The following is a 26,519-nucleotide window of genomic DNA, read 5'->3' as shown; positions in this document are numbered from 1 at the left end:
CATAACTATTTGAATTTGAATTAGGTTTCGTCGTCAATGGCGGCCGATACCAACAGAAATACCAACAAACCGACGCGCGGTATTAGCTGGCAAAAAAAATAGCAGGCTCCCCGGCAGCAGGCACACCCCATGCCGTTCCGGTCTCCACAATCGCCCTGGCCGGCACCCCAATAAACCTTCAAGCAATTGATTTTATGCAGAAATATTTTATCCCACTTCTGATCCTACCAACGCTGCTATCAACATTGTTGAAGGCTGGCGAACATGGCACACGTCGCGGCCTGATCGCCGGCAAGCGTGCTGAAGCGGCCATTGCCGAGAACCCGCGGAAGTCCGACCGCGCTATTGCCGAGGAAATCGGGGGCAGCAATCGGAGCGTAAATCGCGCTCGCCATTCAACTGGGACACAAGACCCAGTTGCGAAGCGCGTCGGCAAGGATGGCAAGCATGGTCGAAGCCGCGAACGCCGCTAACCCAGGTCATATCGCCCGCGGGAGCGGCACGCTGGAACCAGGCCGGGGGAGTGGGAAGCTAATGGACAAACTCCACCCCGGCGAAAACACCGCGACGCCATACGAGGCGGCACGGGAAGCTCGTCCGAAATTCGTCGAAGGATAGGTCGAAGCCAGTCGACCGGATTGGAATATCTTTTAGCAGTACGCCGGCGCCAAGAACGGAAAGGTTTAACATCTTGCAGGGCGTGATGATCACGTCGCCTGGCAGCGAGAGCATAACCATCTGGTCCACCGTCTTGCGTGTGACGCGTCGCCGCTCAACACCCGTCCATTCGAGAGACACTTTCAGTCCCCTCAAGGTTAGCAGCATCACAGGGCGGGGTCGCCGACCAATGGGACGGCGACCCCTAGCCGGGAAGTCGCCGGTACGCGAGACGAGGACGACTTCGCGACTGCATCTAGCATCGTCGCCGGCCCCGGCGAGCGCAAGAACGTCCGTGCGTTAGTGTTACTTGGGCTGCTTAACGACGCTCCGCGAGGCGATGCCTTCAACACTTCGCAACGTCCGTGCGAACTCAGACCGTAGATGCTGCGCGTGCGCCGCATCCTTTGGCTCTGACAAAAACGCAACCTTCACGAGGAAGCGGTTCAGTAGCGATGCTATGGCGAGGTTGTCCGAGTGTTGCGAGCGCATGGCCGTGAGTTGCCGACGCATCTCAATAAGATCGAGGGGGGCGCTGTCTGACCGCCTTTTCAAATGCAACTCGCGCGAGATGTCCAAATCAAATCAAACGAAGCCGCCGCGCCGAGTATATTGGCGCGACGGCTGCGCCATGGTGAACCCGAATGGGACTATGTCCGGTGCAAGAGAGGCTAACTCTCCTTAGCCCCGGTGCAATCGAAGACGCGGATTAAGCTTGATGTCGCCGCGGAACGTTAAATCTGGAACAAGGCTGCTGTCCCTGGCAGCATGCCCGCGCGTTCAGTTCGACGCCCTTGTCCAGCGACGTCCCGGCGAGGCGATTGATATAGATCCTCATTGCGCATCAGCTCGACACCACGGGCTGATCGTGCTGCCTAGGAGGCCAGCCGAAGATCGTATCGGCGCTTCAACCGATCGCTTGTGACCTTGGCAGCATATTGAATGCGGTCGAGATCGCCTCCGTCGTTCGCTATGACACACAATTGCCAGTTGATGCCCTGTGGTTGATAGGCCGCGTATTCGACTTCTACTGAGACGACATGTTCGGAGCCGGGGAAACTACGAATGTCCTGAAGCGCAATGCGTTCGAGGTCAGCCTTCGAAATTAAAGCTTTTGCCACCTACATCTCCTGATGTTGGCAAAGGGACGCCGAGCGGCACACCGTAGCCAACCGAACCTGCGCGGCTAAGTTCCTATGGGGGCTGCGATGCTTCGATCTTTAGCCCCGCCGCGGAGCGGAAGCGTCAATTGAAGGTAAAACCGCTTCGTGGCGTTGGCAGTAATGAAAGCCTCCAACGAATGTCGAAACGTCGTTGTTCGATGTTCCCTTTCCTCAGGCCTACTGTTGACGATCGCCGATGTCGAACGCGCCTAGACGGTAATCTTCCCCCACCGATTGCTCAGTCGTCGGCCGCGCGATCAAAGTGAAGGTCGCGTCGGGATAGCGCGTCCACACCTCAATGTCCTCTGAAGTGACGGTTAGATATCCGAAAAAGCACTTGTAGCGACCCGGCTCGGTTACCCGGCCGACTTTGTCCCACGTGATCTTATTAACGCGCATTCTTGCTCAATCGAAAAAGAAACCCGCTCCACTTTCGGGGAGCGGGCTTCTCCTGCCCATGCGTATCGCGCCCTGTCCGTTAAGCGCTCAACTAGCGTAGTTCGGATTGGTTTCCGCCCGGTTACTATTCGCAGTCAAGCGAACGAGGGCCGCGGTGATAGGACGTTTGTTGTGCTAGCTCCGCTCGTTCTCGGGCAATGATCCCGGCGGGGGTTTGAGTTCTTCTAGGCCGGCCTCGATCACCGCGAGTTCGTCTTGTATTGCTTTGACAGCACTTTGTGGGTTGATGCCCGACACGGCTTGCAGCTCAGCGAGAACCTTGCGGCGATGCGCGAGTAAGTCCGTCAGCGCGCGACGGTCCCGCACCTTCACGTAGCCAGCGACGATCAGTTCCATGGCCTTTGACACGTTCGTCGTTTCCTAATCCGCGCCTTGCAGTCATCGCGGTTGGTAAAGCACCCTCAGACCAGCTTCTGTCATGCGGCATTCGATACCCGTTTTCGTTGAGCGTCGTTCGATCCAGCCATTTCGCAGAAGCGCAAGCTTGGTTCCGGGGGTGTCGGGCAACTTCGTGGAGGCGATCCAATCGACATCCCGCAGAAAGTTGAGAAATGCCTTTTGGTCAATTTCGTCTCAAGCGAGCGCTCTGTTTGCATTGCAACTAATTTTGCATTTGCATTCTTGAGGATCAGTTACCAACCGGGTGAAGTCGGCAATCTTTTCTAAATGGCTCGAAATTATGCTTCGAACATGGATCACGAGGGCGCATCGGCGGCTTGGTTCGTTCCGGCTCTCAGGCGAAGCTACGCTCGTCTAGCAGCGTGGATGACGCGCGGTAATCGCGCGCCTGAGCCCAGCCGCTTGCCGGCGCCGCCGCGCTCAGAGCGGCCAGCTCGCTTTCCTGATCCACCGAGACGGCCAGCGCCGCCGCGCATTTAGGCACTGCGAATGACGAACAGTCGCACATCAACGCGTCCGTGGTCGCCAGACGAAGAGGCGGAATTGCTCTCGCTCTTTAGCGCAGGTGCCACAGCTGAAGAGGTCGGCGAGCGGCTAGGCCGCACCCGACAAGCGGTTTACGCTCGCTTGCAGCGCTTTCAAAAACAGCGGGGACGAGCGAGTAGGACGAGTGGGAGGTTATTCGCTCAGTTGCCGGAGTGATCTAGAACGGCGATCAATCTTTAAGGTCGCAAGATCACATCTGCTGCGGACATGGGGCCGCGATCTGACCGCATCGCCCGTTAATCCGCTGACTAACTCTCAGCCGGTACATCGAAGGTTCAATTGCCTTCACTGCAAAAAGGCCCATGCTATAGGCGGTCGCATTGAGGGCAACCGATGACCAGCCCGACTGATAGTGAATTGCGCGCCGCTGTGACGCCGCCATTGAGCAATGGAAGACTTCGCGCCAGCTTCCCCACCTGTCGCCAAACGATTGTGAGACGTTGAACAAGCTGATCATTACCGGACTTCAAACCGTGCTGTTCCAGCGTGCGAAGGCCTTCGACAAGCGCTAAGCCGTATAGCTTGATCAACCCGGCGGAATTCGACGACGCGATCTTTAATCGAAGCATGCGCGCGAAAGCCCGCGTTCATCCAAGCCCTTGCTTGGGTATGTCCAACCTTCATGGAGCTTTCGTTGCTCCACCACGCCGTGAATTTGTGAGCCGATGCTGGAAGCTTTCTCCTAAGTATCTCTTCCATTTCGGAGAAGGTTAGCCGAACGATTTGTCTGCGCTCGCTCAACAGCCGTTGATGCAATGGTTCGTAGATCGATTTTCGGAAGGTCATGGTCTCAGTGGCAGGCAAGGCAGAAATTCGCTCATCGTACACGGGCTCGCTTTCAAAATTCGGCGACCGCCAATCCGAGCCGGGGGCTCAGACGCCGTAGGCGCGACCAATCTGTTTCGTCATCGCGATCGCGGCTGCGGTATAGCGACCATCTGACAAATAGTGATCGTACGTCGTTAAGAAGAGAGCGCCAAGAGCGCAATCAGAATTCCCTTGCACATAGCGGACTTCTCCAGCGAGGAGACTGCCAACCGAGTGTAAAATCGAAATGGAACAGGTACTTCCAAGGGAGCCGCGGTGCGGCGATTACAACCATCTCAGCATTGACGAGAAGCCGCAATTTTCGGTTAACTCGTTTCGGACCGACCTCGCAGCTTCTGCCTTTGGCACTGCGTCGCGGCGAGGCGAACTAGTGCGCCGCAGCGACGAATTTTTCGGGGCTTGGAGACCTCGCGAGGAAGCCGACTCCAGCATGTGCGCGGCTACCTCGGCTTGCCGCGCTCTTCTGATAAGCCGCTCACGTTCGATACTAGGCGGGGTGGCTAGGGGCTTCTTTCCGGAGACGCACAGCCTCTTCCGAAAGGCGCTTGTCGAGGGGATCGATTTGTTCGAAACGACGCCGTTCCTGCATGGCGCGCTCCTTCCTTGCTGGGTGGGGCGGGAGCGCAGCCGGCGTTCTCATCACCGATAGAAGCTTGCTTCGCCGCGAGCATCCGAAGCTTTCAAAATGGGCCGGCATTTACGCGGCGACGTGGAACGATGCGATCAGGGCACGTACGTCGTTGGCCAACTCGCGATAGTGTTCGCTCGCACGCAGATACATCTCGCGATTACTTCCATCCGATCGTTTGGCGATCAACTCGCATTCAGCTGCGAGACTTTCAAAACGTTCCAGTTTGGCTTGAAAACCGATCATGTGGCGTCGCCCCGAAACTCGTTACTAAAAGGGTCGCGAAAGATATTCGCCGAATTAGGTCGAGGCGAACATCGTTATCGAATATAATTATGCCGTACCAATTTACCGGGCCGCTGCGTGCGCAGTACGTCCATGTGCATCGAGGGTTCGGATGCTGACCGCGTCACCACAGTAACAGCGAGGAATGCCTTCCGCGCGCTGCGGGAGCGCGAGCGAGTGCATTCGGTCTCTCCAAGCCATCCAGTCGCGGGCTTCTCGCCATGTTTCCGTGAGCGTCGCTGCGAGCCCGTCCCAAGCCGCTTGGAAGCCGTCCCGCGCCTGGTCGAAGGTCTCAGCAATCCCGCTGCGATGCTCGCCCGGGTCAACGCCGGGATAGAAGCCGCAGGACCAGCCCCATTGCGGTGCGGAATTGGGAACGCCCGAGCGCCGGCTGATCACACCGACCCGCACGTCGCCGAGGTAGATCAGCCACGTTTCGCGATTGGGATCATCTTTGCCGCGGCGGCGGGTGAGCGGAGGCACGCCGCCATCAAAGCGGTAACTGATGAGGCCTGCAAATTATCAATCGCTTGCGTGTTGAGAGGCTGGCGAACCACTGCCGCTCGTAGGTGTGGACAATGGCCGGCGGGCATCACTGCCGCCGGCCATCGCTTGTGCTACCTTTGGGCTTGGGGGGTGATCAGCAGCGCTGACCGCAAGCGTGCCGGGCGCCGATTAACAACTCGCTAACCAATTCGGGCGGGCTCTGGATATTTCGCGGGCAAGATCGCGGCGGTCTTGGGCCGCCGCTTGGTGGGGTGTTTGAGGGGCGAAAGGCGCATACTTTCAACTTGTCTGCTGTCGCATCGGTTTCTTACCGTCCTGCTTTTCCTAGGCCACGACGACGACTTTAAGGTCGTGAGCGGTAACCCAACTTCAACCGTTATCGCTATACGATCTGCTCTCGCGGATTGGTGACGAGTACCGCGGGGACGCATGGGCAATCGGAAACCCGTCAGCCCTACGCGGCTGGCGGGTTTTTCGTTAGGCTCGCAGCGCGAAGTCCTTGCCGCTCGGCAGAGTGATAGCCCGCGTTTCTTCTGGAAAGAAACAGTGCTGGAACGTCGCAGACAACAGCGCATCGAAATAAACGAGGTCGCCTACATCTTCGGCGACGGATCGAGCACCTGTTGCCGCGTCGTCGACATCACCGAGCACGGAGCAGCAATCGAGCTGCCCTTATCAGCCGGGCATAGTATGAGAGACCGGTTCAAGCTCATGATTGCGAAGGGTCGCGTCGAAAGAAATTGTCGCCTAATCTGGCGTTCGGGCAGCCGTATCGGCGTTGAATTTACGGATTGACCTGTAGGCGATTGCAGAACACTTGATCCTACAGCCGCGGGCGGCTGCGGGCCGCGAAAGCAGCCGCTCACCTCAATTTTCTGTCTAGCTTTCATCTCACATGCATCTTCTCGACGATCGCGTAGAGTAGCATGAAGATCGGCGGGAACACGAACAACCAAGCTCCGCGCTGCGCGCAAACTCGCGGTTCGGGTCGGTATGCTTTGCGAATGGTGTCGACGGCGGCGCGGGCCGGCGACGCCCAGCGGCCCGTTTTAGCATCCGTGACCGCAATTTTGTCGGCAGGCTTCGACCGTCGTTGGGTATCAGAGTGTGAAGAGGCGGGGCGATGACTGCACCCGTTCAAGATCGACATAGCCGTTTTCGTTCAGCCATTCGTGCGGACAATAGGCAAGCGATGCAGGATCGATCGTAAACCCGTCTCTCGCGATGGCGCGGCGCGTGCCCATGCGGCCGGCCCACTCCTTGCCGCCGTTGATCGGATCGACGCGAAGGGCGTCGTACACGGCTGTGTCGTTTGTCAAGGCAATCTCCTCAGGGGGCTGAAATGAATGGGCGCTAATGCGAGAAGATTATCGGAAGACTGATTTCAAGCAACGATCATCGTTGCTGCGGTGCGAACACTCACCACCGCATTCATCCTTGGCGGCCAGGCCGCTGGCCATCATCGGGCCGGTGTTTCGTCTGAGAATTCGACGGCCGTTGACCCGCCCTAATGCAAGAGCGATATCGCCATGGTTCGACAAAGCTTCCGGCCCACAATGCCGGCGCTGGCGCGCTCGGCGCGCCGTTGCGCTTCGACGTATTGGCTGTTGGAGTACTTAGGCCAATCGAGCGCATGCCCGTTCGAGACCATCCAATGCGCGATATCCGGGTCCGGCTCTCCGATCTTGCAAACGGCGACGGTCCGGCCGTATTGGTCGCGGTCTTTGGGCCTACAGATAACGGGGCGCGGGATCGCATAAAATAGGCCAGCCAAGGCTGCCGCTGCCTTTTGGCCGCATCGATAGAGTTCACTGTCGTCGCCGCGGCAAAGCTGATCGTGCTCCGGCGCGTCGATGCCCCACAAGCGAATGCGCGTGCCGTGGATTTCGATCGTATCGCCATCGATGACGCTCGCACGCCCGACGATATCATGCGCAGCCGTTGGGCAGGCGGCGGCTAGTGTGGCTAAAACGACGAAAAGGCCAGTAGCCATAAGACCGAGGTTAGCCGGCAATTGCGGCTCGGTGTCACGCCCATCTCAATTCTTTCGCAGAGGTATCGCGACATCTACAATCACGCCTCCACCGTCTCTAGTGAACGCCTGACATCCGACCGTCGCGTTGGGAAGAGCGACGGCAGCTTGTTCACCTGTGTCCCTGAGCGCGGCCCGATGGCATCGATGCGCCGCCGCTTCTAATTTCTCAAGGTCGGCTCCTGTGACTGCGTTTCCGGCCGTTGCTGCGAGGACGAACCAGTCGGCTGGCGGGAAGCCGCTCGCATCCCAGTTCAAGGAAACATAGGTCACGAACTTGGGGCCACAGATCAGGACCATGTCCGGCCTTTTAAAGAAGACGCTGCCGCCAGATGGCGAGAAGTGATCGAAATGCGTATTCGTCCGCTCGATGATCCGGGCCGTTATTTCCTTGCATTCGGGCGTCTCGGCTGATCGCTCGCCGGCCCAGCTGCGTGGGATCGACGCTAGCGCAACGAGTACCGTCAAAAGGAAGGGACTGGGCAGATAGCGCATAAGTTAACGGGCGCGAAGGGGTACGGCCGGGGCAATGCGTGCTCTGGCTTGATTGTAGACTTCGGAAATGCCCGGCATCGCGACGGTCACCGCTAGCCCAAACGGGACCAATTCGTCGACGTCGGCTCCGCGGTCGGGCTCTCGCTGAACGACGAACTCAATTGAAGAGGTCGCGGTCAGGGCCGGTGCTTTATCGCCGTCCCAACGTCTGGAAAAAACGGTTCCTTTGCTGGCCTGATTAGCATCTGGTTGTGCCTTCGCAGGCAGAACGCGAAAACCGCCAAGCTCGTCAGGGGCCAAAAGCGAAAGCTTGACCGATCGATACGACTGTCGTCCGGGAAGGACCGGAGTAAGCCAAGCAAGCGTTGCTCGTACGGAATGCGCGAGCGGTTGGCCGCTCATGCAGGTCGGAAGCGGAACGGTAATCGAACGTCGGGTTTCGGAGCCAAGAGTTCCTGCCGCCCAGAATGTAGCGGTCGCCAACTCTTCAGACGATCTGAACACGAGTTCGATTAGCGACTACCGACTATTTGCCCTAGCCAATATTGAAAAGGTCGAAGTTCAGGAGGTCTCTTTTCGCAGACGAAAAGATTTCACCCTACAGAAGTTCGCAGAACGATCGTTTGGTGTATTTCAGGAAGATCCTCTGGACGTGACATGGCGCTTCAGCCCGCAGGCAGCGCCCGATGGTGCTGGCGTGTTGGCATGCCCTGCTGAGTGGTCGCCCGGACGAAGCAATGTCACTGTTTGAGAGTATTGGGACGCATGGTCCGATGCGGGTGAGGGCAATGCAGGCATTTCTCGTAGAATGCCGCATTCGCCAAAGGACGGGCGGTCTGCCGGCGGCCACGAGTGAGCCCGGCGTTGGGTCTTCTATCGGCCGAAAGCTGGGAGCGCATTTTGCGGGATTGGACAGGGTGGTGCCAAGCTCGGGGTCTCGAGCTCGTTGAAGCGATCGAACGGGCGCTCGGCTTTTGGGCTTCCGTGAAGGTCGGCGTGCCGTGGAGGGCCAGTTTCCTCAGGGGCTATGAAGACCTAACCGGAACTAGGTCGACTAATGACGTGGAGATGGCGACCGGAACCGCTCCAATTTAGCCACTCTCGCGTTTGTTGATTTGGAAATGTTGATTTAGCACCTCGATTTCTGTTGGAGCGATCAATTGTTGGCTATTGCGGGGGCGGGACCGAATTGGGTGACCGGCTGGCCGGGTCAGCCAAGAGGCGGAATAGACCTGTCCATGGGAGTGCTGAGATGAGTTCGGCAACGCGCGGAAAGCGGAGAGGGAGCCGTGAGGTCAGCCTACCCTTTGTAGAGCGGCCATTCGCCGGCCGCTGGTCGGAGGAGGAGGCCGCGGCCGCCCGTCGAGCCCCGGGGTTGGTGATCGGGCCGTACGTGCCGAACGTGGATATGAGTGACCCCGCTTCGGTGCGGGCGGCTCTCGCTGACGAACCTTTTGGTCACCTGATTCCGGACGAAGCTATCGAGAAATTGTGTCGCGAGGGGCATGCGGCCGACCTTTTTGCCCGCCGATATCCGACCTGGCGGTATGGGATTGACCCGATCACATACCCTTGCTTGCTGCTGCCTCCGACCATCGAGGAGCTTGAGGCGATTGAAGATAAGGTTCATCTCGCTTCGCTTATTCGGGATCTTGATATTCGGGGCGCCTCGCCGCGTATTCGGGCATTGATACGCTCGACGGTTGAGCCCGAGTGGTCGTGCTCGGGGAGATCGTTCAAGACCACCTTGAAGTAGTCGAAGAGGACTAGCCGCTTCGCGCTACTATCAAAGACTCTGAAAATTCTTCGGGCCATCTTCTAACGCTTACCTTGACGAACCCTTCGTCGCCGGAAGGAAACTTGGCCGCGACTCATTGCTCGCTTTTCGAGAGGCCGCGAACGAAGCGGGCGGCCTCTTCCGGATCACTGAATGCTTCCCGGACATCAAACTCGTTGCTCCGTTTCTGTAAAATCGGTTCAGGACTTGCCTTTCGTTCCGTGAGGGGAGGATTGCGATCCTTCAGCTTGCGCAACAGGGCAACGAAGCCGTCGATGCCGCGTTCGGGCCGAGCCTCTCGATCGCCATCCATGAAGATCGTCCCTTTGCCTGGATAGAAATTGTAAGGGCCAACCTTGATCTGGTATTCGGAGGTTTGCTTGTGGCGGATGCGTTCGGTGCGGAGCCGTTCGAGCGCAAAGTTCATTTCTGGGCTGTTGCGATGATCCATGCTCATCTCCTGCATTGATGGTTCTCTGCGCAAAGCGCAGAACGAAGAAAAAAGGACGTCGCCTAGCTCGCCCTCGATGATAATCGGCCGCTGTTCTGCTTCGCCGGCATCTGGGCGTCCCGCGTTCTCCTCCCGCAGCACGACGAAGCTTTCTGAATGATGGTAGACTTGGCAATAAGTGCATTGATAGAGGCCGAGGGCCGGATTGAGTGGTGCGCCGGTAAAAGCGTCATGAAGGTCCTCGAGGTCGCGGGCGGGACTGGGAGACGCGGCGCCGAACTGGATTTTAGGATTTTTGCTGGAAGGGCGCGGCCGATATTTCGTCGGAGCGGGTATCGGCGACACTGGGTCGGTCGAGGGCGACGGCGGCCAGTCATGGCGTCGCGCCGGCGGATTAAGAATCCGTAGATTTTCGGACCCAGCCAGAACAGCAGCCAAACCCCACCGACAAAGAATAGAACTTCCATTCCGCCAGCTCCGTCTTCTAGCGGAGATTGTATTCATGCGGTACAGTTTGGGATAGCCAACTCCGGGCTATGGCCGGTGGCCAGTTACATGAATGATAAATGGGAAGGGTGGGCAGACGGACGAGCTGAGTACCGCCGCGCATCGATGTTTTGGGTCTCCAGTTTGACCGGGCGGAGGCCTGTCAGAGGGCGCGGAGCCCAACCTGCGAAGAGTCGAACTCCAAAGTTTGCGCACTGGCGGTGTCGTTCAGTGGAGGCAGATGTGGCTGGGCTTCGCAGCGCAATATTGAGGCGCACTAATTCGTTTTGATCCGGGGTAACATTTTGATTTATTTGAATGTTTGAGGGGTGGGCGATCTTTTGCTTCTGCAACTACAGTCGACGCAAGGATGCAAATACTGACGGGCGCGCTAGCCGGCAGATTGCGGTTGAGCAGCAGATCCGGCCGAGGATTCAACAAAGTAGATTGGGGTTCGTCGTTCGGACAATAGTCGCTCACCGCTCCTTGGTTTACGACGCCTCGGCGAGTGGTGATGGATCGGTGTTACTACGGGATTGATAGCCGCCGCGCATTCCCTGTTGTGTGATCAATTTGGATGCGATGAAGCGCTACATGTATCTACGGGGGCGAATTTGGACTTGTTTGTTAGTACCGGAACTTCGGTCCGGGACGCTGTGCTGGCCGTCGCAAGCCTACTGCGTCAGGAGTTTGTGCCGGGACTTGTCAGCCTCGCCCTGCTGATTCTCCTCATTCTCTGTATTTTGCGGTTTGCCTTCAGCATGCAAAACCGCGTGATTGCGCTGAGCCGCGTCGCCAAAGAGGTCACACGCCACAGGGACGCTGCAGAGCTGAGCGCCCACATAACAGAAGTAGACAGGAATATTGCGCGCTTTGGCACGTCTGGAGCTAAGGGGCGGGTCGCTGCAGCTTGGCGCGAATTTCGGGAAACTCTGGTTCCGCACGAAGAGGCCGGCCAGGTGATCTTACGCAACTCCGTGCGACCTTCTGCTTTCTTCAACATCGAAGACTTGGGGTTTTCAGCAGGCTTCTGGCGTTACGTTCCAAGTCTGTTCGTATCCGTAGGACTGCTGCTGACCTTCTTGGGCCTCGTCTCCGCCCTCGAATCAATCGTTCCCCCCAAGGGCGAGGTCATCGGTAGCGACCAGCTCAGCACCCTGCTTTCCGTTGCATCGGCGAAGTTCATCATGTCCCTGACGGGACTACTTTGTTCGATCCTGTTCACGCTGGTGCTGCGCTTCGGGACCGCTCGGGTTGAGGCGGCATCGCACCACCTTGCAAACGAAATCGAAGGCCGTCTCTCGTTTATCAGCTTGGAATATCTGGCAATCGAGCAGTTGTCGGCCGTGCGCGAGCAGCGTGAGCATTTCCGCCGGATTGGTATGGAGCTGGTTGCCGAGCTCGGTCGCCCGCTCCGTGAGGACATTCCTCGCGCCATTTCGAGCGGCATCGAAGCTGCCATGGCGCCACTGCTTGCACAGGTGGGCAAGGCAGGGACCGATGGGGTCGGAGCGCTAGTACAAGATCTTTCTTCCCGCTTCACAAGTGACGTTAGCCAGGCTCTCAGCGCGGCGAGTGACCGCCTCTCGGAGGCCGGCGCCCGCATCGCCCAACTTTCAGAGCGGATGGACAGCAGCTCGGCCCGCGTAGGGCACGAGCTTGATGGCGCGGTGTCGCGAATTGCGGCGTCGATGGAAGCCGTCCAGAATACCTTGATCCAAGCGGCGGAAGGTACGGGTAGCGTGTTCAGCGACGGGGCCGAGAAGCTGTTGAGCGTAATGAACCGCACACTCGAAAGCATTCAGGCCAACACGTCGGCCGGGGCAGCGGCGCTGAGCTCGGCCGCAGCAGACCTCAAGCAGGCGGGAGAAGCATTCCGCCAGCAAATGGATGAGGCCGCCCGGGATAGCGGCGATGTGGCCCGCGCGAGCATCGAAGCAACTGGGATCCGGATCGCCAGATTGACAGACGAACTGACCTCAAAGGCCAGTCAGGAGCTGATGTCTCCGCTTGGTGAGATTGCGACTCAGATGCAAGAGGTCGCTAGCCAAGTTGCCGGAGCGAGCGCCGATCTCCGGGTATTGTCAGATGGGGTTCGATCCGGCGCCGACGCGACGGTCGAGGCAGCCGGAGCATTTCGGTCAGCATCCCGAGATTTGGTCGACGCTTCATCACCTGTGCGGGGCACAGCGGAGCGGATGGAGGGCTCCCTACGCCAGTTGGCGGATATAACGCGGGATGTGGCAGGCACCATAACAAAATCCGCAGAAGCAACGGCCAGGAGCGCCGCCGACGCGCTTGCGGCAGCCCAGGCTGTGCTAGCGAGCAAGGCAAAGGCAATCGAGGCGACCCTGGACGGCGTCTCTGCCTTGCTCGATCGCCTTAAAGGGCAAGGCGATCGCATCGACGACATTGATGTGAAGCTCGGCAAGGCGTTCGATGCATATACAAGGCAGGTCGCGGGTGCGGTGGACGGCATGCGGCATCACGTCCAGGAGTTGCAGGAGAGCCTAGCTCCAGCGTTGGATACGCTGCAGACCATCGTCGATCAGGCCGAGCAATTTGCTCCGCAGTCCGTGAGGTAGCTAGATGCGCGGGGCATTCCGGCGGCACCAGCGGGAGGAGGAAGAGGAATCCGCCTTCGTGTCGATGACCGACATGACGGTGAGCTTTCTATTTGTCGTCATGATCCTGTTGGCTTTTTTCGCAAGCCGCTTCAATCCGAAGGAAAGCGTACCCAAATCGCAGTATGATCATGTTGTCCGGGAACGAGACCAATTGTCTGCTGCACTAACGGCGTCAAATACAAAAATCGCCTCACTCGAGGCGGAGATAAAGCGCCTGCTCGCGAAGCTTCAGGAGAAGAACCCTCTCGAAGAATACCTAACAAAAACGGCCAACGAGCGCCGCCAAATCTTGCAGCGATTGCGTGATCAGCTCAAGATCGACTTTCCCGATCTCCAGGTTGTTATCAGCGAAGAGAATGATGCTCTTCGCTTCCAAGGCGACGGATTATTCCAGAGCTCGCAGAGTATTCTGCGCCCGGAGCGAAGAGCGATTGTTGGGTCTATTGCCGACAGGTTAGAGGCGATCCTGCCCTGCTACACGCTCGGTAGCAAGTCGAGGTGGGCGAATGGTTGCAATAATGGGGCCGCAATTATCGAGGCGGTGCAGATCGAAGGGCATACGGACGCGACGGGTGATGACATCAGCAACCTTCGTCTTTCGACGGACAGGGCCAACTCCACCTTCGTTGCTATGACGGCGCGGGAGCCGGGGCTGGTCGCGCACTTGAACTTCAGGGGGCAGCCCGTTCTCTCGGTAGCAGGTTACGGAAAGATGCGGCCGGTTGCCGGCAACGATACGTCTGGGGGACGGGCCACGAACCGTCGCATCGATTTGCGTATCATCATGTATACGCCCAGTCGTTCGGAAGAGATCGATAATATCCGGAAGGCTTTGCGCTCTGGCCTGATCATCGAAGCGCGATGAGTCTTTTCGCAAAGCTGAACCAGTCCATCCTTTATCAGCCGGCCAGCCTTCCTGCTCCGACCAGGCTGGCGGCCGCAGCGCGCCGCATCTTGTCGCATTGGCCCGATGTAGTTGCCGATCCTCCGGAGCGTGATCGCGATCGCCTGGTCACTGAGATGTCCCGCAGACTCCAGGCTGGAGATTGGAAAGGCGTTCGCATGTCGTTTGTGACTTCGGCCGCACGCGCTCTGTTCGATGCAGAGCGGCGATCTCGTCCCGCTCTCGAGCCATTGCGACGCTTTTACTATTCGGAGCTGGAGGCAAGCGACAGTCGGTCATTTCTTGCAGCAATGATGTCAGTCTATCTCGGAAGCTACGAACCGGGCGCGACACATACGGTCGCTTTGGCACGGTCGCTCGCCAAGGTTCGGCAGCGGTTGGATGCGCGATCGCGGTTGTTGGTCGATGAAGTCCCCGAGGTTCTTGATCCGAAAAAGGGAGCAGAAGCCCTCGGCTCTCTAATGGTCCAGATGGATGATCCGTGGCAAGGCCTGCGAGACCTGCACCTTCTCAGCCCGCATGCACCTGGAATCATGGATTTCGCGCACCGTGCCTTCGTCGACCGTGTCGCTCCTAAGCTCAACCAACCGACCGAGATTGAGAGATTGCTGCGCTGGTTGAAGCCCGATGGACGCGAACCGCGGGCTTCAGGCGCAGGCGAGGCGATCGAGGCGCTCCTTATGCCGTGGCGGGATCGAGACCCGTCTTCGCAAATGCAGCACGATCTCATCACAAGGATTGTTGGCTATTATGGTGATCCCCGCGTGAGGGGGCGTGCAGGCGTTTGGTCCTCAGTATCCGAAGAACTCCTTGCCATCCTCCTTCGTTGGCTGACCGGCGCGAATATCAGGTTCTTCCTCGAGATTGTGTCGGCGGTCGAGGACAGTCACATGTGGGCTCCCCGCGAGAAATTCTGGCTTAGCTTGTACAACCAGAGGCGGATCGATGCTGCGTGGGTGGCGTTCAGCGACGCCGGCGCCGCCCTGGCGCGAAGAAGGGCTGGCACCCGAGCGATACCATTTGGCCGCCAAATTGCGGGCGGCAGTCGCTCAGGCACGTGCCTTCTCATCCTCAAGATCGGGGCAAAGATCGTCGTCGAGGGATCGAGCAACTACAAGATCCATATCTTCGACGAGAGAAACTCTCGAGCTCCCAAACTCTATCAAAATTCCTACGACTGCGACGCGATTCGCAGGATATCCGGCGCCCAGGCCAAGATGCATCTCGGCTATTGGGAGGGATGGGTGCTCGAGAGGATCTAGACCCCTATGGATTTCCATTATTCCTATACAGACGCTCTGATCAGCCTGAAGGTGCCGCGCAGCAAAAGCGGGTTCTTGGGTCGCTTGATGTCGAACCAAGCAAAGGACCTCACTAAGCTCTCCCTAGCAGACTCGGAACTACTCTGTGCGATCGGAGACCTAAGAGGCGCGAGTGAAGACGTCCCGGAGGCCCTGACCATCTTGGCTGATGAGATACGGCTGTCGCATCGGCTTGCCGCGCGATTGGACAGCGAAACGGCGCGCGTCCTTGGATTGCCGCCAGTTGTCGACTTGACGTTCCGCACGGACGCGGAAGGGGTCTTGGGCTCCAAATCATTCAAGCTTCGGCATGAGTGGGTCAAGAATGGGCAACGGCAATACCCCCGTCGCACTGGTGCGATTCTTGAAACTGCGGACGGTCCACGTCGTTTGCCGGAATTCTTATTGGATGCTGTCGAGATTGCGGAACGGCTGAGGCCGGAATCAGATGACGCGGAGCAATGGGAAGCTCTTGCCAAGTTCAGGCGGGCGCTTGAGCCCGGCGTGCATATGCATTTGAGGAATGCGGCCGCGCGCATCTCAATGACTGATTTCCTCTCCGGCCTTGAGGTTCGTCTGGCAGACAGGTTTTCGCTCTCTCCCAACACGCAGGGGACAGACTTCGAGGTGGTGCCATTTTCTGCCGAGCGGCTTTCCAGCCAAGGGCTGACGGCGGAGGATGGTATCGTCCGAGAGAGTCACGGGGAGCTGGAAGGCGCAGGTCTGAAGGTCTTTCAACAACGTGTGCGGGAGCGGGGTGCCTTGTCTGCCTACCGCATCGGCCCGGGCAACTACGTGGTGGTGGACCGCGCAGCGCTGCCAGCCTTAGAGGTCATGGCTTCCATGCAGCATGCTCCAACCGAGGAACGTGCCGCGTTCATCCGGAACCCGCGACCGAAGATCAGCCAGGCCGTTGAAGACGCGCTACGCCATCGAGGCCAATTGGCTGGATTGGATCAGGTCGGCGTGGAGGATGCGGTTGAGAGGATCGCCGGCCCCATGTTGGTTGAGACACAAGAGTTTTCGGATCGTGTAATTGGCGTGAGAACTTATCAGAAGCAGGAGGTGGGTCCCGCAAGCGACAGTTCAACAACCTGGCTGCCGGAGGATTTTGGCCGACGCTTTGCCGAGCTGTTGTTGGGCCAATCACCTCAAGAGCTACAGTCCCTCCGAGATCGGGTGTCGGCCGCTATTGAATCCGGGGAACCCTCCATCGTGGTCGAGGACTTGGAAATTCCCGCTCGGTCCGAAACTCTCAAAACCATCGATCTCAGGATCGCTGCCGATGAAGCGGTTCCGGAAGACGGCCATAAGCCGGATGAGCTCACGCGCCCCATCGTCCTTGAAACCGTGACCAATGAAGCAGAGCTCCGTTGGATAGCGAGTTTGAAGCCGCGAGATGGAGCTGCATCAACCGAGCGTCCCGACACCATCCGGACTATGCTCAAGCATCATCAAACAGAGAGTCAAGACTGGCAGATTGCGGCTTGGATGGCTGGATTGCCGGGAGTCCTCAATGCGGACGAGCAAGGACTAGGCAAGACCCTGCAGACGATAGCTTTCCTCGTGTGGCTGCAGGCACAAATGGGCCGGAGGAGTGATGAAAGTGGTCCTCTGCTTGTCGTTGCACCAACCTCACTGCTGGTGAATTGGGAAGAAGAGGTCGCCCGACATCTGAAAGAGCCCGGGCTAGGTCATTTGATCAGGTTGTATGGGGCCGCGACGAGCACCAGGAAGCTGTCCGGCAGACAAGGGCGCGACATTGATGGCGGCGAGGCAAAACTTGATCTTGAGTTCCTGCATGAAGCCGTTCGGGAGAAGCGCGCGCACCGCTTCTGGGTCCTGACGACCTACACCACACTCGTGAACTACCAGCACTCCCTCGCCAGGGTGCCGTTTGCGGCCGCAGTGTTCGATGAAGTTCAAGCTCTCAAAAACCCCTTCAGCATGCGCGCGGAGGCGGCCAGGAGCGTAAGGGCGGATTTTCGTATTGGTTTGACAGGAACGCCGATCGAGAACAGCGCCACGGATCTGTGGGCCATCATGGATCAGATCGCGCCGGGCAGTCTGGATTCGCTAGAGGCGTTCAAACGTTGCTATGGCACGCCGACCACGGAGAATATGGCGGACTTGCACCGGATGGTCTTTAAGCCACGCGGTTCTGTTCCCGCACTTGCCATCCGCAGACTCAAATCGGTAGTCGTGAGCGACCTCCCCGAAAAATCTCGGCGCATACATCCCAGACGGATGCCGCAGCACCAGTCACTGGCGTATGAGGATGCAAAGCTAAAGCTGGCGCAACGCGGTGCCGGCGCAGCTTTAAAGATGCTTCATCACATCCGCACCGTCTCGGTACATCCGCTGATCGAAGAGGTGCTGCCGGACGCCGATTTCATCTCCGCGTCCGCTCGGCTCCAGGCTGCTTTCGAGGTGCTAAGGACGATCGCAAACAAAGGAGAACGCGCGCTTGTATTCATCGAGCACCGCAGGATGCAATATCGCTTCATCGAGCTGGCGAAGGCGGAGTTTGGCCTCGCGCGGATCGAGCTGATCAATGGCGATACGCCGATCAATAAACGACAGGAGATCGTCAATCGGTTCCAACAGCAGCAAAACACCCGGGGATTCGATCTGCTTGTTCTTGGGCCCAAGGCAGCCGGGACCGGGCTAACGTTGACCGCGGCTACCCATGTTCTCCACCTGTCCCGCTGGTGGAATCCAGCCGTTGAAGAGCAATGTAACGACCGGGTTCACCGCATAGGCCAAACTAAACCGGTCACGGTGCACATTCCTATGGCTGTGCACCCGGCGTACCGTGAACATTCTTTCGATTGCCTGCTGCACAGCCTCATGCAGCGGAAGCGGAAGATGGCTGAGTCCGCACTGTGGCCTATGGGCGATACGGATGGCGATGCCGCCGAGCTTCAGCGAATGGTAGCCGAAGGAGCCACTTCGAGCGCCAAGTCCGATGAACCCGTGAAAGGCGCTATGGAGGCAATGTTCGCACGCGATGGATTAGCGATGCCGGCCTGGAAGCCGGACGGCTCCCTTGAGCTGTAGCGGCTCAATGGGAAGCTCCTTGTGAGGGATTGGCTTCTTTTTCCTGCTATCCTACCCTAGGATTTCATACGAAGATCTAGACTGACTATGCATAGCCGCCTGTTCAAGTGGCAAAACAATGGACCGCATTACGTTCTTTAAAAAGGTCTGCCGACGATAGTCGCTTGTCGAGGTTAACTTTCTCGTTCGACGCACTTGTTGCTCTTTCGAAGGCCGGCCGCTTAGGCGACAGAACGCCCGACAGCAATACCTGCGCAGTCCGTACAGGAGTGAGATGTCGTCGTTCAGCAAATTCGTGTCGAAGGTGCGGGAGCGGATCCTCTTCTGGGCCGCAGTCGGCACTAGTTTGGGTGTGAGCGCAGAATTCGTCTGGAGCCTTTCGCAATTCGATCCCGCTGAAGGATTATCGTACTCACGGCGACGCGCGCTTGTGGTCGCTGGCATAGCATTCGCAACAGCCGCCGTTTGGGAAGCTTGGGGAGTCTTCGCAATTCAGAATCGGTCGCGTGTCGTCAATGTGTTTCATTGGTCGGCTCTGCTCACGTGGATCCGCGGGAGTAAACCCGTAACCGGGGCAGTCCCTGGAATCGCAATTAGCCTCTATGCAGCTGTCACCCTCCTGAAACTGAAGGACCGACCGGACCGAATTGGCGAGATCGCCCGTTTCGTGAACGATAAGGTCTTCACATTCCAATTTTTGGGCGTCAGGCTCGAGGCCGTGGATATCTTTCGTCTCGAGCTTGTAGGATTCATTACAGCACTCCTGGTCCTTGTGGTCGCAAGGGCGTGTGCGCCCAAGTCTTTTGTGGCCAACTACCCTGATGCGCGGGCGGCGCTTGCTGCAACGATCCGTAAAGCAGGGGACACGATCCCCTGGCGAGACCTCTACCTGACACTCGAAGATTTTAGGCTGGAGACTGCCAAAACCGTCGAATGGAAAGAATACGATTGGTCATTCGTCGACGACAAGTTGACGGAGATGCGAAAGCAAATGGCGGTGAAGGATCCTGGCACAATGGAAACAGCTGCATCTCTAGTCGAGAAAATGCCGCCCGCGTATACGCAGCTGAAAGAGCTGACTGATGTCCTATTCGAAAACACGCGACCCGTTTTGCGGCTTGTGCTTGTCGGAGGACTCCTTGCAGCCTTCGTTCTTTCGCTCCTGCCTATTCTTGTCAGGCTTGTTGTTGTGTTGTTTCCATTTTTCGAGAAGGGACCCAGCTCATGGTGGATGTAAGTTTCCCGAAAGGAACGCGAGACGAAGACTGGTTGATCTTCTCCGGGAAAGTCAAAGTCGACCTAAGTCAAGGACAAGAGGTCGACGTTGTACCGAAGGAAGATGAGACCATCCAGATTCGAATGAGAAGGGAAGATGTCTACGAGACAATCGATAGTGAGGGCACGGAATACGTGTTCATTCGACGTGGGAGCCAATACATCTCATTCAACGTCCTTCCTGGCTCTAAATTTCCTCAGCGACCAATCTTGCCAAATCGAAGCAGCGGAAGTTGTCCTCAGGGATCCCAATGTGTCGGCGGAGTTGAGTTCTGCTGCGGGTCAAACGTTGCGCAACAAAACTGTTATGGTCGATGGCGCTGCCGGGCATTCTCCGGGACGCCCTAACGAGTAGCATCTTACGAACTTTTGCTCGCAGGTCTCTAGGCGGCGGTATGTGACGGATTACCGTAGGCGCGCGCCATTCGACGCGCGAGCATGCTGTTTGTTCGAGATGCGAACATTCGAAGCAGAATGCATTTCTTTAGGGGTGGAGAAGCCGACTCCCATGACGGCGAGCGGGAAAATCACGATTGTTCCGACCAACTGACTGCCGGGTATCGAAATGCGGGAAAGAAGACAAGGAAGGACCCAGCCAGACCATGTGCGCGATGCGGCACCCAGAGGCTTGCAGCGACCAGGGTGCAAATCACTCCGGCTGCGATCAGAGGCTCTCGACGCACCGAGCTCCTGCACGAGTACACGCAACTCCGGCATCTTCTCCAGGGTCTCTGCGGGTGGCGCGCCGATCGCTGCTTCGTGAGCGGCGAGGTATAGCCCGGCTGACAGGCAGGCGGGGATCAATCCGCCACACAGAATTGGCAGCAACCTGCGTTAAAGCGCGGCGCCCGCGGAACGCTGCTTTCGCGCAATAGTTGCGCCATGAACGACAGCGCCAAGCAGGCGCAGAAAGGCAGAAAAGGATTGCCAGCGAGAGTGCAAGTTGCCAGAGATTGCCAATCGGGCCTTCGTGGCGGAAAAGCGAGAAATAGCCCGGCTGCGATCGCTGACGAGCAGTGGCATTCAGGCCGAAATTGCTCGGCATCGGGGGTGTCACTGTCTTCCTTGCAGGTCGGGAATGGTGCGAAGCCGCAACTGGATTTCGAGCTTTGATCCGTAATAGATTCACGGCCGCCGCAAACCCGCTGCCAGGCGTGGGAGGGGCAGGGTACCAAGGTATAAAGATATCAGCAAACGTCTTGGTTGTGATTGCCGCCCTATTGCTTGTAGAAAGATTGCAAGAGCTTGAATCGAAGCTGGCCAGCGCTGGGAAGTTGCGAGGAACGGCTTTGTGCCGGAAAGGCCGGGGCAGAAAGCATGGGGCATCTATTGGCTTCTGAAAATCGATGGCTGCGCCCCAGTGGTCGTCCCGACAACGATCGGTTCGGGGCGCTGGCGAGAATGTGCGCCGCAAAACCCTTTGCACCGAGGCAGCGCGTCGACGATCCGAACATCAACCCATTGCCAAGCGGGACCAGTACCGTGCCAAGAGTCTGAAAGAGTCCCGGGGGGAGGCTCAGTGGTGGAAGCAGTTACAAAAGTACCTGACTACGTCCGCGGGCTAGACGTAGCAGAGCTAGTAATTCGTCGAAAATTGGCTTTGGCCGACGCGACGCCGTTCCTTGCTCACGTCGAACTCAGTGAAACAGATCGCGCACGATTTGCCTCCTGCTTTGCGGCGTTTGTGCGTGGAGAGGCCGAGAGAATACCCGAAGCGTTTCGCAGATGGTCGCTGACCTCCGCTTGGAACCTCGCTTCGGTTCTATCGCACGGCTATGGAGAGGATGGCCACGCAGTCTATGCGGTTCTCGAAAAGACGTTCAGCGTTAGTCTCTCTGGCAATGTGCGGAACCGGATAAACCAAGCGTTTCGATCTGTCTGCCGTAAACATGGGCTGTGTTTCGACGGTTCTGGGTTGGTGCGGGACTACCTCGCGCAAGCGGGCATCGCTAACTCGCAACTTCATCATGTTGCAAAGGCGTTCATGTTCGCCGAGCGAGCCTTCGGCTCGCCGCCTTATGACAACACTGCTGCGCTCAACAGCTGGGAGGATGACGCGGCACATTTTCTCCCCGTCGGAGTGAATATTCCCCGCATGGTGCTCGAGGTCGATCAAAGCGCGCACTATGCCTTCCTGTTCACGAGGTATCGCCAGAACGAAGCGCCCCGGAACGAGTTCGAAGCTCGGTTCTTCAAGGAAATCGAAAGCGCACAAAGTGCGATCTCTGGCGGGCGACAACATTCTTACGCTGTTCCCAGGCCATCGCTGATTTGGAGCCGAGACGGCTTGGCTCTCGCGCTGCCCAAGGTCGAGGGTCGGCTCTCGATCTCGACTGGTGGCGACACACGCAAGCTACGTGGGGGGCAAAACTGGTCCTTGCCGACGCCCTGGCCCAGTTACATCGACTGGAGCTTCGGCGATCACGTGGAACGGCTGCCGGTATTTACGAGCGAGCGGCACATCCTGGCTTTCGATAGTGAGCTTGGCCGACTCGCCGGCCAGGTCGACGCCGGTCGGGAGACGGCGTTCGTTGCTGATGCCCGCGAGGTGGTGCTCGTTGCCAAGTCTCCGTTCTCGGTCGACGGCGAGCCGGCATTCGAGGTCGGCCTGCACGGCTACGCAAGTCACTGCCAACTTGGGCCGAGAGGCGCAGCGATCGCAATCGCGTCGCGAGCAGTCCGAGTCACTGCAAAACCGAAACCGAGAATCTGGATTCAGAACGGCGCGGTCGCAAAAGGACCCAAAGGCTTTCTTCTCGCCCGAGACGCGTCGCTCGGCATTGAATTCGGGGAGCTGGAGGATGGGGCATTCGACCTTGCGCTGGACATCGACGGGAGCGAACAGGTCTCGCAACTGACGGCTTCGCCCGAGAGCCGCTCAGCGATTCATGAACTGTCTTCCCTTTCAGTTCCCGGCAGCGGCCTCTTAGCGGTGAAGGCCGAATTGAGGCTGCGAGGCAGTAGCCGCGCCCTGGTTCGGTACAAGGCGTGGCTGTGGCCTGGCTTGCGAGAGCTGAAAGACGGGTTGATCTTTGACAGCAATGGCCGGCCGACAAACTATTCGGCAGAAAACAGCCGCCACATCCTTGCCGACGACGCTGGTCGCCTCTGTCTCGATGCTGATGCGGCCTATGATTCGGCGACCTTGGCCTTCCTCGTCGGTCACGAGCGGGTCGAGTTCGAAGTTCCCCGGCCCGGTCTGACGCTCACTTTCACCGACGGGGAGGGGCGTTCGCTTCCAATCAGAATTGGAGAATCTCTTGTCATCCAGGATGAGGATAAAGGGGGGCGCTCGCGATACGTTGCCCCGACCGCAACGCAAAGCTCAATGTAAGGGGCCGATTGGAACCCAGCGCATTCAAGCGCTCGGCCACGCGTATCCTCTCTATGGCCGATCTCAGCAGTCCCTCCGCCAGAGACGATATCACGGTTGAGAAACCCTCGGTCGGATCAGTTCCAATTGTCCTTGCCCGGATTGTGCCTGCCGCAGCCCCGACCGCATTCGTGATTGAACGAAAGCGCGATAGCCTATCGCTGCGCCTTGAGCTGCCGATCGATATCAACGCGATTCGCTTATCCCTTGAAAGCGAAACAGGTGGTCGCAGCGAATACGATTTCGCGCTCGGACATCGGCCCGTTCCTTGTCCAGCTCCGAGCTGGCTGCATGCAACACTCGATTTTGAAAATACGAGGCGGACCTTCGTCACAATCAATCGCAACGAGTTCAGCGGCGATGTTTCTTTGGCACATCTAGGGGTGCGTCCAACAGGCACCGCTTCTTTTCGCCCGCTCCGAAATGCGCGAGGCGACAGTTACGCGCTCATTCTGGCGCCCCGAGGCGGGTCGGAGCCAGTAGATTTTCGTGCGCTCGACGTAGTTGCGCTCGCATCGGCATTACGGGGCTGCGTCGTTGAGGAGGCACCGCAACGTTTTGTTACGCTTAATTCTTGGATGGCCCTGTGCTTCTCTCAGGAGAGCTGGGACCAAGCCGGCCAGTTCCTGTTGCAGCGATGGACGGCTCTTGGAAAGTTCGTGGCGGAAACGGCCGACGGTCGCGGCCTACTCCTGGCATCCGCTCATTTGCCGCGGCAGGTCGGAGTTGCAAAGAGTTGGGTTCCCCTTACCCATCCATTGCAAATTCTTCCTTCCCTGTACGCATCTCCAGCAACGAGTTTCCGCTCCTTGGCCGAAGAAAATGTGGCAGAGGGGGCCGAGCTACTGGCATTGCTTGCAGAAACAGCTGGAAAATCAATTCCTGAGATACATCAGGCGATTGGGCTTTCTCCTGCGTTTCTTATGGCCTTCGCCAACTTCGATGACGCGCATAGAAGAAATACACCTCTACGGAGGTTCAGTTTCGATCGCTATCGGCAACTATTTCAGACATTCGACACCAACGCGGGGGCCCGGTGGTTTTGGCAGCCCGGGAGCGAGCTGTTGGGACCGGCCCATTACGGGGCAGCGCTCGGAAGGCTGATCGATCGCTTTTACGATGCTGGCCTCGAAGAAGAAGGGTCGAACGAGGTGCGTATCCGCACGGCGAATTCACTTGCCCATGCGGCTTCGAGAATTCAGGAGAACACGTTGCCGCCGCCGCTCGGAATCGAATTGACGCATGGCATCTTTGAGTTTGCACCATCATTCATATCCGGATTCGCTCACGCCTCTAGGCATGACTCCGTACTGGAGTATCTGAACCGGTTGGCGACCAGGCTTGAGCGACCATACCGCTCGGTCGTTAGCGACGCCTCTTTCCTGATACGGCTCGCTCCTGAACTGCTGGCGTTCTATTTGATCCTATGGGAGCTCTCGTCCGAAAGGTTGTCGAAATGAAGGAACTGAACCCGGTCGTCTTTCGCGATCAGCTTCGCGCCACACTCGCGCGGTTCATTTCGACAGCGGCACCCGTTTCCCAGATCCGTGCACCGCGGCTCGCGCGTCAAATGAGCGAAGCACTGAATTCTCCCAGCGTATCGCTCGTCAAAGGCCCCTTCGTCGAGAGTCTGCCAGACTTTGAAAAGGGGGCCTCACTCTACGACTTGGTACAGTCTGGAAAACTGAATCGCAGATGGGCGATCCTTTCCGAGACGCCGGAAAGCGATAAGATATTCCGAAGGCAGCTTCATAAGCATCAGTCGGAGGCTTTGGGGCGGTCCGGTGAGAACTATCTCGTGGCGACCGGAACTGGGTCAGGTAAGACAGAGGCGTTCCTCTTCCCGCTCATTAACGACCTCTTGAATGAGGATGATCTTTCTAAGCCGGGCGTTCGCGCAATCCTGATCTATCCGCTTTCCTGATGGCGAGCGGGCGGTCATCGTATCGAACCGACAACCCCACCCAGCCTTAGGTTCTGACGTAGTCCCGGGGAGCCTGACCGCATCCGAATGGATTGACCTGGGGCGCATAGTTTCAGAACTCCGGGTGAAGGATGAGACCGAGGGCGATCGGCTCGTGGAAGCCTGGAACCTCCTCGTCGCGGAGTTAGGACTATCGCGGCTCGCTTTGCCAGCGGCTGGGGATTTGGGCGATGGTCTTGTCACGCTGCTCGGGAGAAATCAGCAGGTGCGGGCTGCCGCGAGACTTCTCGAAGATAAGGGCTCAGTTCCTTTCGAAGAGCTCTCAAGGTTGCTGTTCCCTGAACAAAGTATTGCCGATCAACATGCGGCCTGTGCGTCCCTTATATCGGTCGGCGTCCTAGCAAAGCCATCAACGCCCGGCGCATTCCCTCTACTTCCTGCGCGGTACCACCTCGCCGCATCCGGAGTAGAGGGCGTGTGCCTGCGTCTCGATGCCAATGACCCGGAGCACTGGACCGGTATGGCATTCGGGAAATCGGTGAAATCCGAGGACGGTGTCCCGTGGTATCCGCTTCTAGTCTGTAGGAACTGTGGTGAGCCATATGTCGAAGCTTGGGATAACGGAGTTCGGCTAAATGCCAAACCCGAAGCCAATGCGAAGCGTCTCGTGTTGCGCTTGAATGGGATCTCCGAAGACCAAGCGTCCGAGTATGACGATGAGGAGACCTCTGAGGATGAGCAGGGCGATGTCGAGTATTTCGATCCCAGCACTGGCGCGCTTGCCGACGGGCGTGGTCCCGGAATAATCGGTCTTCTAAGAGCTGAAATGCAGGATGACGAAGACGAGGGTCGGACGTACGTCAAACGCTGCTCATCTTGCCGAAGCCCCGCCGGCCGATACCCCGAACCTATCAGCTCTGTTCACCCGGGGGACGATGCGTTGGCTGCTGTCGCGGCCCAGGAACTTCTCGAGAGTTTACCCAAGCCGCACGACCGCGCACAGGACGCGCCTATGGGCGGACGAAACCTGCTTGTCTTTTCCGACAGCAGGCAAGATGCAGCGTTCTTCGCTCCGTTTTTCGAGCGGACATCTCGTGACCAGGCTCTACGGGCCGCGATATTCCGCGTGCTGAGGAAGGAAGGCGAAGCGATCAACCTGGAGGACCTGACGCAGTCTGTTTATCGCGAGCTGCGTCGCGACGGCTTGAAGCTCTATGATCGCTTCGCGCGTGATCCGATGGGCAACACCCAGACCAAGGGTAAGCGGCGTGTCTCCCGCACCTTGTTGCTGTTGAGCAGACCGGCAATATGCGTTCCGTCTTGAAGAGGACGGTTTGCATAT

General features: G+C 58.1%; 25 protein-coding genes. 14 read left to right on the top strand and 11 right to left on the bottom strand.

What is annotated here, in order from left to right; genetic code table 11:
* The first annotated feature begins 194 nt into the window (after positions 1 to 194).
* Positions 195 to 473: a hypothetical protein gene (locus XI09_RS15760; RefSeq protein ID WP_271567634.1), complete on the top strand. Its 279-nt coding sequence runs from the start codon at positions 195 to 197 to the stop codon at positions 471 to 473.
* Positions 474 to 531: 58 nt separating this feature from the next.
* Here the strand turns inward: XI09_RS15760 and XI09_RS15755 are convergent, their stop codons facing one another.
* The 4 genes from XI09_RS15755 to XI09_RS15740 all read right to left on the bottom strand — a co-directional run bounded on the left by XI09_RS15755 (position 532) and on the right by XI09_RS15740 (position 2,615).
* The gene (locus tag XI09_RS15755) at positions 532 to 798 is read right to left on the bottom strand and encodes a hypothetical protein (RefSeq protein WP_143279316.1); all 267 of its coding nucleotides are present in this window, start codon (positions 796 to 798) and stop codon (positions 532 to 534) included.
* 734 nt (positions 799 to 1,532) lie between these two features.
* Positions 1,533 to 1,778: a hypothetical protein gene (locus XI09_RS15750; protein WP_097668979.1), complete on the bottom strand. Its 246-nt coding sequence runs from the start codon at positions 1,776 to 1,778 to the stop codon at positions 1,533 to 1,535.
* A 219-nt stretch (positions 1,779 to 1,997) separates the two neighbouring features.
* Complete coding sequence (locus XI09_RS15745; RefSeq protein ID WP_271567633.1) at positions 1,998 to 2,219, bottom strand: hypothetical protein; 222 nt, start codon at positions 2,217 to 2,219, stop codon at positions 1,998 to 2,000.
* 174 nt (positions 2,220 to 2,393) lie between these two features.
* Positions 2,394 to 2,615, bottom strand: coding sequence for a hypothetical protein (locus tag XI09_RS15740; protein WP_097668981.1), 222 nt, complete (start codon positions 2,613 to 2,615; stop codon positions 2,394 to 2,396).
* A gap of 552 nt (positions 2,616 to 3,167) precedes the next feature.
* Between XI09_RS15740 and XI09_RS46205 the strand changes: the two genes are divergently transcribed.
* Entirely contained in the window at positions 3,168 to 3,380 is a 213-nt protein-coding gene (locus XI09_RS46205) for a helix-turn-helix domain-containing protein (RefSeq protein ID WP_371740485.1), read from the top strand.
* Between the two features lie 300 nt (positions 3,381 to 3,680).
* Here XI09_RS46205 and XI09_RS46200 read toward each other — a convergent pair whose 3' ends face one another.
* The 3 genes from XI09_RS46200 to XI09_RS15730 form a co-directional block, all read right to left on the bottom strand.
* Positions 3,681 to 4,010, bottom strand: a complete 330-nt coding sequence (locus XI09_RS46200) for a DUF7662 domain-containing protein (protein WP_442869598.1) — start codon at positions 4,008 to 4,010, stop codon at positions 3,681 to 3,683.
* Positions 4,011 to 4,749: 739 nt separating this feature from the next.
* Positions 4,750 to 4,926, bottom strand: a complete 177-nt coding sequence (locus XI09_RS15735) for a hypothetical protein (protein ID WP_179879972.1) — start codon at positions 4,924 to 4,926, stop codon at positions 4,750 to 4,752.
* Positions 4,927 to 5,028: 102 nt separating this feature from the next.
* A complete protein-coding gene (locus XI09_RS15730) occupies positions 5,029 to 5,448 on the bottom strand; it encodes a hypothetical protein (protein WP_143279318.1) in 420 nt (139 codons plus the stop codon).
* A gap of 453 nt (positions 5,449 to 5,901) precedes the next feature.
* Between XI09_RS15730 and XI09_RS15725 the strand changes: the two genes are divergently transcribed.
* Positions 5,902 to 6,267 carry a PilZ domain-containing protein gene (locus XI09_RS15725; RefSeq protein WP_271567632.1) on the top strand — a complete coding sequence of 122 codons (366 nt, stop codon included), beginning with the start codon at positions 5,902 to 5,904 and terminating at the stop codon, positions 6,265 to 6,267.
* A 305-nt stretch (positions 6,268 to 6,572) separates the two neighbouring features.
* Here the strand turns inward: XI09_RS15725 and XI09_RS15720 are convergent, their stop codons facing one another.
* From XI09_RS15720 to XI09_RS15710, 3 genes are all read right to left on the bottom strand, one after another.
* Positions 6,573 to 6,791 (bottom strand): hypothetical protein, encoded by a 219-nt coding sequence (locus XI09_RS15720; protein ID WP_271567631.1) that lies wholly within the window; start codon positions 6,789 to 6,791, stop codon positions 6,573 to 6,575.
* Positions 6,792 to 6,979: 188 nt separating this feature from the next.
* Positions 6,980 to 7,486, bottom strand: coding sequence for a thermonuclease family protein (locus XI09_RS15715; RefSeq protein ID WP_333939097.1), 507 nt, complete (start codon positions 7,484 to 7,486; stop codon positions 6,980 to 6,982).
* Between the two features lie 24 nt (positions 7,487 to 7,510).
* Positions 7,511 to 7,999: a hypothetical protein gene (locus XI09_RS15710; protein WP_271567630.1), complete on the bottom strand. Its 489-nt coding sequence runs from the start codon at positions 7,997 to 7,999 to the stop codon at positions 7,511 to 7,513.
* A gap of 400 nt (positions 8,000 to 8,399) precedes the next feature.
* On the opposite strand from XI09_RS15710, the gene XI09_RS15705 reads away from it, so the two are divergent.
* Positions 8,400 to 8,750, top strand: a complete 351-nt coding sequence (locus XI09_RS15705; RefSeq protein ID WP_271567629.1) for a WYL domain-containing protein — start codon at positions 8,400 to 8,402, stop codon at positions 8,748 to 8,750.
* 501 nt (positions 8,751 to 9,251) lie between these two features.
* On the top strand, positions 9,252 to 9,755 hold the full coding sequence (locus XI09_RS15700; protein WP_271567628.1) for a hypothetical protein: 504 nt from the start codon (positions 9,252 to 9,254) through the stop codon (positions 9,753 to 9,755).
* 115 nt (positions 9,756 to 9,870) lie between these two features.
* Here XI09_RS15700 and XI09_RS15695 read toward each other — a convergent pair whose 3' ends face one another.
* Positions 9,871 to 10,572, bottom strand: a complete 702-nt coding sequence (locus XI09_RS15695; RefSeq protein WP_271567627.1) for a hypothetical protein — start codon at positions 10,570 to 10,572, stop codon at positions 9,871 to 9,873.
* A gap of 797 nt (positions 10,573 to 11,369) precedes the next feature.
* Here XI09_RS15695 and XI09_RS15690 point away from each other — a divergent pair.
* From XI09_RS15690 to XI09_RS15650, 9 genes are all read left to right on the top strand, one after another.
* Positions 11,370 to 13,298 carry a hypothetical protein gene (locus XI09_RS15690; protein WP_271567626.1) on the top strand — a complete coding sequence of 643 codons (1,929 nt, stop codon included), beginning with the start codon at positions 11,370 to 11,372 and terminating at the stop codon, positions 13,296 to 13,298.
* A 4-nt stretch (positions 13,299 to 13,302) separates the two neighbouring features.
* Positions 13,303 to 14,205: an OmpA/MotB family protein gene (locus tag XI09_RS15685; RefSeq protein ID WP_271567625.1), complete on the top strand. Its 903-nt coding sequence runs from the start codon at positions 13,303 to 13,305 to the stop codon at positions 14,203 to 14,205.
* A complete protein-coding gene (locus XI09_RS15680; RefSeq protein ID WP_271567624.1) occupies positions 14,202 to 15,506 on the top strand; it encodes an EH signature domain-containing protein in 1,305 nt (434 codons plus the stop codon). The genes XI09_RS15685 and XI09_RS15680 overlap by 4 nt, the downstream gene beginning before the upstream one ends.
* A gap of 6 nt (positions 15,507 to 15,512) precedes the next feature.
* A complete protein-coding gene (locus XI09_RS15675) occupies positions 15,513 to 18,605 on the top strand; it encodes a DEAD/DEAH box helicase (RefSeq protein ID WP_271567623.1) in 3,093 nt (1,030 codons plus the stop codon).
* Positions 18,606 to 18,879: 274 nt separating this feature from the next.
* Complete coding sequence (locus XI09_RS15670; protein ID WP_271567622.1) at positions 18,880 to 19,842, top strand: hypothetical protein; 963 nt, start codon at positions 18,880 to 18,882, stop codon at positions 19,840 to 19,842.
* A gap of 1,638 nt (positions 19,843 to 21,480) precedes the next feature.
* Complete coding sequence (locus XI09_RS15665) at positions 21,481 to 23,214, top strand: hypothetical protein (protein WP_271567621.1); 1,734 nt, start codon at positions 21,481 to 21,483, stop codon at positions 23,212 to 23,214.
* Positions 23,215 to 23,267: 53 nt separating this feature from the next.
* Positions 23,268 to 24,713 carry a hypothetical protein gene (locus tag XI09_RS15660; RefSeq protein WP_271567620.1) on the top strand — a complete coding sequence of 482 codons (1,446 nt, stop codon included), beginning with the start codon at positions 23,268 to 23,270 and terminating at the stop codon, positions 24,711 to 24,713.
* Positions 24,710 to 25,177, top strand: a complete 468-nt coding sequence (locus XI09_RS15655) for a DEAD/DEAH box helicase (protein ID WP_271567619.1) — start codon at positions 24,710 to 24,712, stop codon at positions 25,175 to 25,177. The genes XI09_RS15660 and XI09_RS15655 overlap by 4 nt, the downstream gene beginning before the upstream one ends.
* Before the next feature lie 124 nt (positions 25,178 to 25,301).
* The gene (locus XI09_RS15650; RefSeq protein ID WP_271567618.1) at positions 25,302 to 26,501 is read left to right on the top strand and encodes a hypothetical protein; all 1,200 of its coding nucleotides are present in this window, start codon (positions 25,302 to 25,304) and stop codon (positions 26,499 to 26,501) included.
* The last annotated feature ends 18 nt before the right edge of the window (positions 26,502 to 26,519 follow it).

It is taken from the genome of Bradyrhizobium sp. CCBAU 11386 (assembly GCF_028128955.1).
Taxonomy (GTDB): domain Bacteria; phylum Pseudomonadota; class Alphaproteobacteria; order Rhizobiales; family Xanthobacteraceae; genus Bradyrhizobium.
This window is presented reverse-complemented; position numbering and strand designations above follow the sequence as displayed.

Coding starts and splice junctions, on each gene's coding strand:
- XI09_RS15705 (WP_271567629.1), top strand. CDS start 8,400: ATGCAGGTCGGAAGCGGAACGGTAATCGAACGTCGGGTTTCGGAGCCA.
- XI09_RS15660 (WP_271567620.1), top strand. CDS start 23,268: ATGGCCGATCTCAGCAGTCCCTCCGCCAGAGACGATATCACGGTTGAG.
- XI09_RS15685 (WP_271567625.1), top strand. CDS start 13,303: ATGCGCGGGGCATTCCGGCGGCACCAGCGGGAGGAGGAAGAGGAATCC.
- XI09_RS15745 (WP_271567633.1), bottom strand. CDS start 2,219: ATGCGCGTTAATAAGATCACGTGGGACAAAGTCGGCCGGGTAACCGAG.
- XI09_RS15675 (WP_271567623.1), top strand. CDS start 15,513: ATGGATTTCCATTATTCCTATACAGACGCTCTGATCAGCCTGAAGGTG.
- XI09_RS15740 (WP_097668981.1), bottom strand. CDS start 2,615: ATGGAACTGATCGTCGCTGGCTACGTGAAGGTGCGGGACCGTCGCGCG.
- XI09_RS15760 (WP_271567634.1), top strand. CDS start 195: ATGCAGAAATATTTTATCCCACTTCTGATCCTACCAACGCTGCTATCA.
- XI09_RS15725 (WP_271567632.1), top strand. CDS start 5,902: ATGGGCAATCGGAAACCCGTCAGCCCTACGCGGCTGGCGGGTTTTTCG.
- XI09_RS15670 (WP_271567622.1), top strand. CDS start 18,880: ATGTCGTCGTTCAGCAAATTCGTGTCGAAGGTGCGGGAGCGGATCCTC.
- XI09_RS15700 (WP_271567628.1), top strand. CDS start 9,252: ATGAGTTCGGCAACGCGCGGAAAGCGGAGAGGGAGCCGTGAGGTCAGC.
- XI09_RS46205 (WP_371740485.1), top strand. CDS start 3,168: ATGACGAACAGTCGCACATCAACGCGTCCGTGGTCGCCAGACGAAGAG.
- XI09_RS15655 (WP_271567619.1), top strand. CDS start 24,710: ATGAAGGAACTGAACCCGGTCGTCTTTCGCGATCAGCTTCGCGCCACA.
- XI09_RS15680 (WP_271567624.1), top strand. CDS start 14,202: ATGAGTCTTTTCGCAAAGCTGAACCAGTCCATCCTTTATCAGCCGGCC.
- XI09_RS15735 (WP_179879972.1), bottom strand. CDS start 4,926: ATGATCGGTTTTCAAGCCAAACTGGAACGTTTTGAAAGTCTCGCAGCT.
- XI09_RS46200 (WP_442869598.1), bottom strand. CDS start 4,010: ATGACCTTCCGAAAATCGATCTACGAACCATTGCATCAACGGCTGTTG.
- XI09_RS15710 (WP_271567630.1), bottom strand. CDS start 7,999: ATGCGCTATCTGCCCAGTCCCTTCCTTTTGACGGTACTCGTTGCGCTA.